This window comes from Pseudomonas sp. 8 R 14, from assembly GCF_900005955.1.
Lineage (GTDB): Bacteria > Pseudomonadota > Gammaproteobacteria > Pseudomonadales > Pseudomonadaceae > Aquipseudomonas > Aquipseudomonas marginalis.
Map to the genome: position 1 here is coordinate 47,269 of NZ_CVTH01000072.1, position 11,257 is coordinate 58,525.

The following is an 11,257-nucleotide window of genomic DNA, read 5'->3' on the forward strand; positions in this document are numbered from 1 at the left end:
GCATAGCCCTCTGGAGCCTGCGTTTCACTTCGCATAGTCCTAAAAGCTATTAAATTGTGAATTTATAGTATTTAAAGTTTTGAACAGGTTGTGCCTACTTTCTGCTCCCCAGGCGACCCTCGCCCACAAGGAGCTGCGCTTATGAAACTGCCGTTCAAACGTCTGATCACCCTGGTCGCAGGCACCGCACTGGCGGGCCTGGTACAGGCTGCCGACCTCAAGGAAATTCGCATCGCCGTGCCCGACCTCAGCGCAGGCAGCCAGCACAGCGGCGGGGGCATAACGGACGTGCTGCGCGAGCAGCAGATCTTCGAAAAAGCCTTTGCCGACCAAGGCATCAAGATCCAGTGGAATTACTTCAAGGGCGCCGGCCCTGTGATCAACGAAGCCTTCGCCAACGGGCAGGTGGACCTGGCGTACCTGGGCGACCTGGCGGCGATCATCGGCCGCTCCAATGGCCTGGAGACGCGCTTGCTCAGTGCTACCGCGCGGGACATCAAGCAGTACCTCGGCGTGGTACCGGGTTCTGGCATCAAGACCTTGCAGGACCTCAAGGGCAAGCGCGTCGCGGTGTTCCGTGGCACGGCCAGCCAGTTGTCGTTCGACAGTGCATTGGCCAGCCAGGGCTTGAGTGAGAAGGACCTCAAAGTCATCAGCCTGGACTACAACGCCGCCAATGCCGCGTTGGCCGCCAAGCAGATCGACGCCACCTGGGGCGGTTCGAACCTGACGGCATTGCAAGCCAAGGGGCTGGCTGAAATACCGCTGACCACCAAGGACCTCGGTGGCGCCGGCAGCGTCCAGGCGGTGCTGGTGGGCAGCAAGCAGTTTGTCGACGAGCACCCCGACGCCGTCGCCAAGCTGCTCAAGGCCCAGCAGCAGGCGGTGCAATGGTTGACCGATGACAACAACAAGCAAGCCTACATAGCGCTGGTGTCCGGGCTGGCCAGTTACCCGCCGGTGATCCTCACCAATGACTTGAAAGACCAGACCCTCAGCGAGATTTTCCCGTCGACCCTGGACCCGGTGTTCCTGGCTAAATTGCAGGGTTCGGTGGACCTGGCTTCCAAGGAGAAGCTGATTCGCAAGTCGTTCCAGGTGAGTGACTGGGTGGCGCCGAATCTGTCGGCGGCGGGGCTTTGAGTCGGGTGGTGCCTGGGCTATCGCCATCGGGGGCTTGCCCCCGATGAGGCCCTTCAAACCGCCACACTCACCTCCTGCCTGTCCACCTCCACCAGCGTCTCGATCATCGCCTTCGCCGCCGGCGACAACCGCGAACCGGTGCGGCTGACAATCCCGCAGCGGGCGCTCATGGTCTCCATGTTCTGCGGCAGGTTGCGCCAGTGCAGCAGCTTCAGCGTGCCCTGGGCGATGTCTTCGGCGAATGCCTCCTCGGTGCCCACGCCGATGGCATTGGACTGCAGTACGATCTTCACCAGCGCCGGGAAATGTTCGGTCTGGATGCTCGGGGAAAAATCCATGCGCCCGCTCAGGTTCGCCAACAGTTTGCGAATGCCCTGTGAGATCAGCGGCGACGCCAGCGGGTAGTCGAACATGTCGTTGGTCGACAGGCTGTCCTTGGCCAGCAACGGGTGCCCCGGTCGGCAAAAAAATACCCCGCGCTTGGGGGTCAGCGCGCGGGTCTGGAAATTCGGGTCGGCTTCGAATTGGCGGATGTCGGCGATAAAGAATTCGATCTCTTCACGGCTCAGGGCACGGCTGAGTTTTTCCCAGTTATCCACCTGGAAACTGGTGCGGATTTTCGGGTGGGCGCTGATAAAGCGCGCCACCGCATCCGGCACCAGTTTCACTGCCGGGGCCGGGCCGCAGCCGAAGCGCAGGTCGCCGGCGTCGAGCTTGGTCATGCGCGTCACTTCACTGCTCAGCAAGGCGGCGCCGTGCACCAGGGACAAGGCATGTTGCAGCACCACTTGGCCCTCCGGCGTGGGGCGCAGGTCCTTGTGGCCACGGTCGACCAGCACGCAGCCGAACTCCTGTTCCAGCCCCTGGATGCTGCGGCTGAACGCCGGTTGGGTGATGCCCATGGCGTCCGCCGCACGCACGAAACTGCGGTGTTCGTTGAGGGCGATGAAGTAGCGCAGTTGGCGAAGATCCATATGCTTTCCCTGCATCTTAAAAATAGGTCGAAGGCATTTGCGACCACGGGAGCAGAGGTTTTAAATGCAAGCTCTTATTCCGTCAATGAAGCATTTGTTCATCTGCTAGATCTAAATTGCATATGGATAGAGCGTTGTCGGAAAGCGTCCCCATCAGCAGGCACAAGAGGGTCATCACCATGAGCAACGCCGCATTAGCTGTTCAACCCGTCGCCCAGGCGCTGGATATTCACCCGGTCGCCGGCCGCATCGGCGCCGAGATTCGCGGTATCACACTGTCCGGCGATCTGGATGCCGCCACGGTCGAAGCCATCCAGCAGGCGCTGGTGCAGTACAAGGTGATCTTCTTTCGCGAGCAGACTCACCTCGATGACCAGAGCCAGGAAGCCTTTGCCCATCTGCTCGGCGAGCCGATTGCCCACCCGACGGTGCCGGTGCGCGACGGCACGCGCTTCCTGATGGAACTGGACGGTACCCGTGGGCAGCGCGCCAATTCCTGGCACACCGATGTGACCTTCGTCGATGCCTACCCGAAAGCCTCGGTGCTGCGTTCGGTGCTGGCGCCCAAGTCCGGTGGCGACACGGTCTGGGCCAACACCTCGAGCGCCTACAACGACCTCAGCGTCGAACTGCGCGCCCTGGCGGATAACTTGTGGGCAGTGCACAGCAACGAATACGACTACGCCGCGCTCAAGCCGGATGTGTCGGCCGAGCGGCTTGAGGCATACCGCAAGGTGTTCACCTCGACGGTGTACGAAACCGAGCACCCGGTGGTGCGCGTGCATCCGGTCAGTGGCGAGAAAACCCTGTTGCTGGGGCACTTCGTCAAGCGCCTGAAAGGTTATTCCCTGGCTGACTCGACCCAGCTGTTCAACCTGCTGCAAAGCCACGTCACCCGCCTGGAAAACACCGTGCGCTGGCGCTGGAACACTGGCGACGTGGCGATCTGGGACAATCGCGCCACCCAGCATTACGCCGTGGACGACTACGGCACCCAGGAACGCATCGTGCGCCGGGTGACGCTCAAGGGCGATGTGCCGGTGGGCGTGCAAGGGCAGCGCAGCCAGACCACCAAAGGTCTCTAATGTGGGAGGGGGCAAGCCCTGATGCCAGTCAGTCAACGGCGAACACCGTACCTGTGGTGAGCGGGCTTGCCCCGCGTTGGGCTGCGAAGCAGCCCCAGAACCAGGCGCAGCGAAGTGCCTGATACACCGCATTCGTCTTCATCAGGGGCGCTTCGCACCCCAACGCGGGGCAAGCCCGCTCACCACAGAGGTACCCGTTTGCTGCGCGACAACGCTACTTCGAAGAGGTAGTGGGACCCCCCACATTCGATGTGTGGTTTACCACACGCCGATCTGCACCACTTTCTCCGCTTGCGGCTCACCGTAACGAAACCGTTGGCCACGCAGATCGATCTCTGCGTGGCTGATGGTGGTGCGTCGCTTCAGCCCGCGCAGCCATTCGAACAGATACCCCAAATGGGTTTCGCGCACTTCGGCATAGGCCGGGTCGTTGCCCAGGTCGTGCAGTTCCTGCGGGTCGTTTTCCAGGTCGAACAGCTGTGGGCGGAAGCCGTCGTACGCCAGGTATTTCCAGCGCTCGCTGCGCACCATGGTCATGCGGCAACGGTCGATGGGTTGCGCCAGGCGTTCGCGGGCCGGGGCCTGGAAGGCGTAGTCGTACTCGGCGATGGCGTAGCGGCGCCAGCGCGTTGCCTGGCCGTGCAGCAGCGGGATCAGTGAGCGCCCTTCCAGGCGGTGCTCGGCTGCGGGCAGGCCCAAGGCGTCGAGGAAGGTCGGCAGCGCATCGATGGTTTCCACCAGATGCGCGTCCACCGTGCCACGGCGGGTATCGGCGGCGGCGCGTGGGTCGCGCACGATCAGCGGAATGCCCACCGCAGGTTCCAGCAAAAACTCTTTTTCGCCGAGGAAGTGATCGCCGAGGAAGTCACCGTGGTCGCTGGTGAACACGATCAGGGTGTCGTCCCAACGGCCATTGCCTTGCAGGAAATCGAACAGGCGTCCCAGTTGGTCGTCGACCTGTTTGATCAAGCCCATGTAGGTGGGAATCACCGTGAGCCGTACCTCGTCACGGGAAAAATTCAGGCTTTCCTGGTGCTGTCGGAACGCCTGGTACACCGGGTGATCGCTGGTCTCCCCTGGCTGGATCGGTGCCTGGATATGCTCGGCGCCATACAGTGCGTGATAGGGCGCCGGTGCGATGTAGGGCCAGTGTGGCTTGATATAGGACAGGTGCAGGCACCACGGTTGTTCGGCCTGCTCACGGATAAAGTCGATGGCGCGGTCGGTAGTGTAGACGGTTTCCGAATGTTCCTCGGCCACGCGCGCGGGGCGGCCTGCATTGCGCATGTGCCAACCGCTGAGGACTTCGCCGTTTTCACCTGCTGCCGCATTCGCCCATTCGTGCCACGGGTTGGTGCCGCTGTAGCCCTGCTCGCGCAGGTAATGGGTGTAGGGCGCGGACTCGCGTTTATCCTCGAACAGCGGGCTGTCGGGGTAGATGCCGTCGTGACGCAGGTACGCCTCGAAGCCAACCTCGTTCAATGGCTCGGCCTGCTCGCTGTCAGGGTCGATATTCAGGCGTTGCAAGGCGTCAACATTGGGTGTGGCGTGGGTCTTGCCGACCAGTGCCGTGCGGATGCCGTGGGGACGCAGGTAGTCGCCGAGGGTCAGTTCTTCCAGGGGCAACGGCACCGCGTTCCACGCCACCTGGTGGCTGCTGACGTAGCGCCCGGTATAGGCCGACATGCGCGAGGGCCCGCAGATGGTGCCTTGGGTATAGGCGCGGCTGAAGCGCACACCGGCGGCGGCCAGGCGATCGATGTTCGGCGTGTGCAAGTGGGCGTGGCCGTAGCACGACAGGTAATCGCGGCGCAGTTGGTCGCACATGATGTACAGCACGTTGCGCACGGGTTGGGGGTGGGACATGGGACTTCACCAGACGGAGGACAGGTGAGGTTTTTCGCCGTTCGGGTGGGGGGCTGGCAAGTGCATTTGGGGACTGGCTTTGATGCAGTGGATGCATGGCCTAGACGGCGACGTTCTCCAGCGCGCACACCTCTTCATCCAACTCATCGATCTGCTTGATCTGCTCGATCATCGCTTCGGCCAGCGGCGACAAGCGATACCCTGCACGGCTGACGACGCCGTAGCGGGTGTAACGCTCCTCCAGATCCTCCGCCAGGCCCTCGATCGTCAAGCACACCAGTTCGCCCCGGGCCATGTGCAGCACATCGCTGTTGGCGCTGACGATGCCGATGGCGTCGGAGCGCAGCACTACGCCCATCAGGCTATAGCCGTTCTCGCATTCGACATTGGGCAGGTAATCGGGCCGGCCGCTGAGGTCGACGATGACCTTGCGCAGGTTGGGCGGGCGGATGGTCACGGCCAGGGGGTAACTCATCAGCTCGGCGGCGCTTACGCTGCCACGTCCGGCCAGTGGGTGGCCGGCGCGGCAGCAGAAATACCAGCGGCGCGGGCGCAGGCGGTGGGTGTGATAGTCGGGGTTGGCTTCGAAGTGGCGGGTGTCGGCGACGAAAAACTCGAACTCTTCACTGAGCAGGCGTTTGCTCAGGCTCTGCCAGTCGTCCACCTGGTACTGCACCCGTGCCTTGGGGTAGCGCCCGATAAAACTGCCGATGGCGCGGGGGATCAAGCCGCTGGCCGGTGCCGGGCCGCAGCCGAAACGCAATTCCCCCGCCTCCAGGCCATTGAACTGGCTGATCTCGTTGGCCAGTTGCTGTGCGCCGCTGACCAGGCGCCGAGCATGCTCCAGCAATACCTGGCCTTGTTTGGTCGGCGCCAGGTCTTTGCGGCCACGGTCAATCAGCTGGCAACCGGCGCTGTGTTCCAGGGCCTGGATACTGCGACTGAACGCCGATTGCGACAGGTTCACCGTCAACGCGGCGGCGACAAAACTGCGTTGTTCGGCAAGGGCGATGAAGTGACGAAGCTGGCGCAAATCGATATGCATTTTTCACATCAAAAATATCCGGGAAATGCATTGGCTATGCATTAGGTCGACTCCTTATAAAGGCTATCTCTTATGCAGTAAATGTTCGTAAAAACATAAATAAATAACCTAAAGGAATATCTGTCGATGGATATTTCCGGGTTCCGGAGCCGCTTATGAGTCTGTTGAAGTCCTTGCCCCTGGCCATTCTGGTGGCCGGCAGTTCCAGTTGGTCGCCGACCCAGGCCGCCGAAACGCCCGCGCCGGTAAGCAAGGGCGAGAGCGCCGGCGGCGAGTTGGAGACGGTCACCGTCACCGCCCGGCGGCGCACCGAAAGCGCCCAGGCAGTGCCGACGCCCATGAGCGTGATCGGCGGCCAGGCCCTGGAGAGCCAACGGGTGTATCGGATTCAGGATTTGCAGCAACTGGTGCCCAGCGTCAACGTCGCTTATATGCATGCGCGCCAGTCCAGCGTGTCGATTCGTGGCCTGGGCAACAACCCGGCGAGTGATGGCCTTGAGGGCAGCGTAGGGCTGTATATCGACAACGTGTACCTGGGGCGGCCGGGCATGGCGGTGTTCGACCTGATGGACATCGAACAGCTTGAAGTCTTGCGTGGCCCGCAAGGCACCTTGTTCGGCAAAAACACCACCGCCGGGGTGATCAACATCAGCACGCGCGCGCCGAGTTTTACCCCGGAGCGCAGCATTGAAACCTCGCTGGGCGAGGACGGCTACTTCCAGACCAAGGGCACGATTTCCGGCCCGCTCACCGATGACCTGGCGGGGCGTTTCTCGGTCTATCGCACCCGCAGCGACGGCGACATCAAGAACGAATACAACGGCCATGACCTTAACGGCGGCTCGCGCCAGGGCTTTCGCGGGCAACTGCTGTACAAGCCCAGCGAGACCTTCAACCTGCGCTGGATCGGTGATTACAACGAAGAGGATTCCAGCGCCGGCACCCGGGTGCTGTACAGCACCGGGCCGACCATCAACGGCACCAACCTCTACCAGTCGCGGGCCAACGCCGCAGGCGCGACCCTGGTCGATGGCACCCACCGCAAGGTCAACCTGGACAGCGACCAGCACGTCACCGTGTTCCAGGGCGGCACGTCGCTGGAGGCCAACTGGACGTTGCCGAGTGATTTCACCCTGACCTCGGTCAGTTCCTATCGCTTCTGGAATTTCACCCCGCGTAACGACGACGGCCTTAACGTGCCGGCGTCGTATAACGCCGGGGTGTCGGTGGAAGATAAGCAGTGGTCCCAGGAATTCCGGCTGGCTTCGCCTACCGGCGGTTTCTTCGATTACGTGCTGGGCGCCTACTACTTCGGCAATTCTCTGGATAACAAGTCCTTCAGCTATTACGGGCCCCAGGCCGACATCTGGAACGGCACGCCAGCCGGCGCACTGGCCAATGTCAGCAGCGTCGGCAACGGGCACATTCGCACCGACAGTTTTGCACTGTTTGCCCAGGGCACCTGGCACCTCACCGAGCGCCTGGATTTCACCGCCGGCCTGCGCGGCACCTACGAAGAAAAAAGTGCCTGGGTCACGCGCAACGCTCCCCTTGGCGGTGCGGCGGTCAGCGGTGCTGCCGCGACGGCTCGACGTGGCCGCGCGGGGGCGTACGACTCCGGCGACCTCACGCAATACAGCACCAGCCCCTCGGGTTTGCTCAACCTGAGCTACCGCTTTAACGAAAACCTGCTGGGCTACGCGACGCTGTCCCATGGCGAGAAGTCCGGCGGGGTCAACCTGGCGGTAGGCTCAGCACCGACGGCCGGGGCCGACTCGCTGTTGATCGGCACCGAGCGCGCCAACAACGCCGAACTGGGTTTCAAAAGCACGCTGTGGGACCGGCGGCTGCAGCTCAATGCCAACCTGTTCTGGACCCAGGTCAACGGCTACCAGACCAATGCCTATGACCAGGACAACCGTGTGCAGTACCTGACCAACGCCGGTTCGGTGCGCTCGCGGGGTGTCGAGGTGGAAAGCACCCTGGTGCCGATCAAGGGCCTGACGCTGAACCTCAACGGCTCGTTCAACGATGTGAGCTACCTGTCTTACAAGGATGCGCCGTGCCCGCCGGAAGTCAGTCTGCGCCCCGGTGCGCCGGCCTCCTGCGACCTGAGTGGGCACCAAGTGGTGGGGGCCTCGAAATGGATCGCCAACGCCAACGGCGAATACAAGTGGAACCTGGATAACGGCTTCGAACCCTATGTCACCGCCAGCTATGCCTTCCGCTCCAAGGCCGTGGGCACGGTGGAGGACTCCGACTATGGACAGATTCCCGCCTACGCCGTGGTCAACCTGTCCACCGGCCTGCGCGGCAACTATGAGCAGGGGCAGTGGGACGTGTCGTTATGGCTGAAAAACGCCTTCGACAAGACCTACTACACCACGCTGTGGACGGGGGGGAACGGCGGCTACGAAGGCCTGCTCGGTACGCCGCGCACGCTAGGGGTGACCGGGCGCTATGACTTCTAGCCCCGTGCGATAGGTGGCCGGGCTGAACACGCGTGTCACCGCCAGCATCGCCACCGCCGTGACCGTCAGCACCACCCAGGCGCTGACAAAGTTGCCGGTCAGCCCGCGCAGCCAGCCGGTCAGCCACGGCGACACCGCATTGATCAAGAAGCCCACGCCTTGCACAAAGGCCGCCAGTTGCCCGGCCTGGCGTGGGTCGCGATGGTGGTCGAGGGTCAGCAGCAGGCTCAGGGCGAAACACGCGCCCAGGCCGAAGCCGCACAACGCCACCCAGAGGTGCGGATATTCCTGCGGCGCGACGATCAGGCCGAGGTAACCCACGGTCTGGGCCAGCAGGGCGATGCCCAGCAGCGGCCGACGGTCGATACCGCGCTGCGCCAGCACCGGCATCAACAGCGCGGCGATCACCTGGAAGATGGTCATGAACGCCAGCAGCGAACCGCTGGGCAGCACGCCCCAACCCAGTTGCTGATAGTAGGCCGGCAGCCACGCCACCAGGCTCATGTAGCCGCAATTGACCAGGCCGAAATACAGTGCCAGCAACCAGGCGCGGCGATTGCGCAGGTCCTTGAAGGCCGGCACCACCTGTGGATTTCTGGCCGCGCCCAGTGGCAGCCAGGCCCATAGCAGCAAGGCACCCAACGCCGGCAGCAGCCACACCCCTAACCCCGCCTGCCATTCCTGGAAATGCGTGGCCACCAGCGGGCTGAGCAGCGCAGCGAGCCCGCCGCCGGCCATCAGTGAGGCCGAGTACACACCCATCGCCACCGGCACGCGATGACGGAATTCGCGCTTGATCATCGCCGGCACCAAGGCCTGGATCAGCGCCACACCCGCGCCGCCGAGCAGCGCCGTGACCAGCAGCGCCGACGCCTGGCCCATCAGCCAGCGTGCCAGGCACGCCAGCAGGATCATCATCAGGCCCAGGGCGATGCCACGTCGCTCACCCAGGCGGGCTTCCACGCGCACGCCCACCAGCGCCACCAGCCCCATGCAGACCACTGGCAGGCTGGTCAGCAAGGCGCTGCTCTGGAAGCTCAGGCCGGTGGCCTGGCGGATCTCGCCGAGCAACGGGCTGATGGAACTGAGGATCGGCCGCAGGTTCAGGCCGAGCACCACCAGCAGGCCCCAGCCGGCGAGGGATTTATTCAGGGTCATGCAACGCTCTTGCAGTCGGTAAATGAGGCGTGAGTATGGTCAGTACCCAAGGTATTCTGAAATTAAATATAACCATGCCAACCAGTGGCAAAGAGAATGGTGACGCTGATGTTCGATCCCGTGTTGTTGCGCAGCTTTGTCGCCGTGGTGGACTGCGGCAACTTCACCCGCGCCGCCGAGCGCCTGCACCTGACCCAATCCACCGTGAGCCAGCAGATCCGCCGCCTGGAAGAGGCGGTGGCGTGCCAGTTGCTGGACCGCGACCAGCGCCGCGTGGTCGCCACCGCTGAGGGCGAACGCTTGCTGGCCTATGCGCGACGCATCCTCGCGCTGCATGAAGAAGCCACCGATGTGTTGATCAACCAACAGAGCGACGGCGTGCTGCGCCTGGGGGTACCGGAAGACTTTGCCGCCGAGCGCCTGATGCCGTTGCTGTCGGCATTTGTGCTGGCCTATCCACGGGTGCGCCTGGAGGTCACCAGCGGCCTGGGGCCCGAGTTGCAGCGTCAATACCGCAGCGGCGAGTTCGATGTGTTGCTGGTCAAGCAGATGGGCAGCAGCGATGACTGCCTGGCCTCGTGGCCCGAGCCGCTGTGTTGGGTAGACAGCCGCAGCACGCCGTGCCTGGGGCGCGACCCTCTGCCGTTGGTGGCATTCCCGGTGGGCGGCCTGTACCGCAATGAAATGTTGCACCACCTGGAAGTGGGCGGCTGGCGCTGGCGCATCGGTTATTCCAGCGCAAGCCTGGCCAGCGTGTGTTCGGCGGTGGCGGCGGGGTTGGGTGTGAGTCTGTTGCCGCGACGGGTCGTGCAGCCAGGGCATGTGGAACTGGGGCCGGACAGCGGTTTGCCCGTGGTGCAAGGCGTACGTCTGGCGTTGTATGCCCGTCATGGCCTGAGTGCCGCGGGGCAGTGCTTGCAGGCTGAGCTGTTCGATTTGTGTGCAAACAGCCCCGTTGAGCCATGCCTTAAGTGAATATTTTGTATGCCTGAAAAGCATCAAAAAAAACCACCTCGGCGCCAGGCCACGTGGGCCGGGGCTTTGGTGTTTGCAGAGCATTCGTTTATTCAAATTTGATCTATCTATAACTTCAAAAATTACTTTAAGAGATAAGCGTCTGGCCCCGATGATTCAGCCCTCGACGGCCTTCCACGCAGGCCCGTCGGTTTTTTTGTTTCGAAACCGTAGGGAGTCAATCAATGGGCAATGTCCAGACCGCCGCCAGTGCACCCGAGGCGCAATGGCGCCAGGCACCGAGTGGTGAGTTGGTCGACCTTGGCCGGCCGCACCGCGCGCCGTTGGGGCAATTGCGAACGCAGCAAACCCCGAAGCGCTTCTCCAGCCGCCGCGAAGGGATCCTGCTCGGTTTGTTGGTGTTGGCCCTGCACGGTGCAGTGATTTATTGGGTCAGCCAGAAACCCACGCCGGTGCTGCCGATTGTGCCGCCGGAAATTCCGCCGATGACCATCGAATTTTCCCAGCCGGCACCGCCCGTGGTGGAACCGCCACCGCCTG

Annotated in this window: 8 protein-coding genes and 1 pseudogene; 5 read left to right on the forward strand and 4 right to left on the reverse strand. The window is 62.9% G+C overall.

The window, feature by feature from the left end:
- Positions 1–141: 141 nt before the first annotated feature.
- Positions 142–1,143, forward strand: coding sequence for an ABC transporter substrate-binding protein (locus BFQ01_RS18075; RefSeq protein WP_065926332.1), 1,002 nt, complete (start codon positions 142–144; stop codon positions 1,141–1,143).
- Positions 1,144–1,196: 53 nt separating this feature from the next.
- Here BFQ01_RS18075 and BFQ01_RS18080 read toward each other — a convergent pair whose 3' ends face one another.
- Positions 1,197–2,117, reverse strand: a complete 921-nt coding sequence (locus BFQ01_RS18080; protein WP_065926333.1) for a LysR family transcriptional regulator — start codon at positions 2,115–2,117, stop codon at positions 1,197–1,199.
- 179 nt (positions 2,118–2,296) lie between these two features.
- On the opposite strand from BFQ01_RS18080, the gene BFQ01_RS18085 reads away from it, so the two are divergent.
- Positions 2,297–3,202 carry a TauD/TfdA dioxygenase family protein gene (locus tag BFQ01_RS18085; RefSeq protein ID WP_065926334.1) on the forward strand — a complete coding sequence of 302 codons (906 nt, stop codon included), beginning with the start codon at positions 2,297–2,299 and terminating at the stop codon, positions 3,200–3,202.
- A gap of 258 nt (positions 3,203–3,460) precedes the next feature.
- Here BFQ01_RS18085 and BFQ01_RS18090 read toward each other — a convergent pair whose 3' ends face one another.
- Positions 3,461–5,068 carry an alkaline phosphatase family protein gene (locus BFQ01_RS18090; RefSeq protein WP_065926335.1) on the reverse strand — a complete coding sequence of 536 codons (1,608 nt, stop codon included), beginning with the start codon at positions 5,066–5,068 and terminating at the stop codon, positions 3,461–3,463.
- A gap of 100 nt (positions 5,069–5,168) precedes the next feature.
- Positions 5,169–6,113, reverse strand: a complete 945-nt coding sequence (locus tag BFQ01_RS18095; RefSeq protein ID WP_065926336.1) for a LysR family transcriptional regulator — start codon at positions 6,111–6,113, stop codon at positions 5,169–5,171.
- 155 nt (positions 6,114–6,268) lie between these two features.
- Between BFQ01_RS18095 and BFQ01_RS18100 the strand changes: the two genes are divergently transcribed.
- On the forward strand, positions 6,269–8,584 hold the full coding sequence (locus BFQ01_RS18100; RefSeq protein WP_065926337.1) for a TonB-dependent receptor: 2,316 nt from the start codon (positions 6,269–6,271) through the stop codon (positions 8,582–8,584).
- Here BFQ01_RS18100 and BFQ01_RS18105 read toward each other — a convergent pair.
- A complete protein-coding gene (locus BFQ01_RS18105) occupies positions 8,555–9,742 on the reverse strand; it encodes a CynX/NimT family MFS transporter (protein ID WP_065926338.1) in 1,188 nt (395 codons plus the stop codon). The genes BFQ01_RS18100 and BFQ01_RS18105 overlap by 30 nt on opposite strands.
- 108 nt (positions 9,743–9,850) lie before the next feature.
- Between BFQ01_RS18105 and BFQ01_RS18110 the strand changes: the two genes are divergently transcribed.
- Positions 9,851–10,717 (forward strand): LysR family transcriptional regulator, encoded by an 867-nt coding sequence (locus tag BFQ01_RS18110; RefSeq protein WP_065926340.1) that lies wholly within the window; start codon positions 9,851–9,853, stop codon positions 10,715–10,717.
- A gap of 224 nt (positions 10,718–10,941) precedes the next feature.
- Positions 10,942–11,257 (forward strand): annotated as a pseudogene (locus tag BFQ01_RS18115) (energy transducer TonB); the annotation flags it as partial.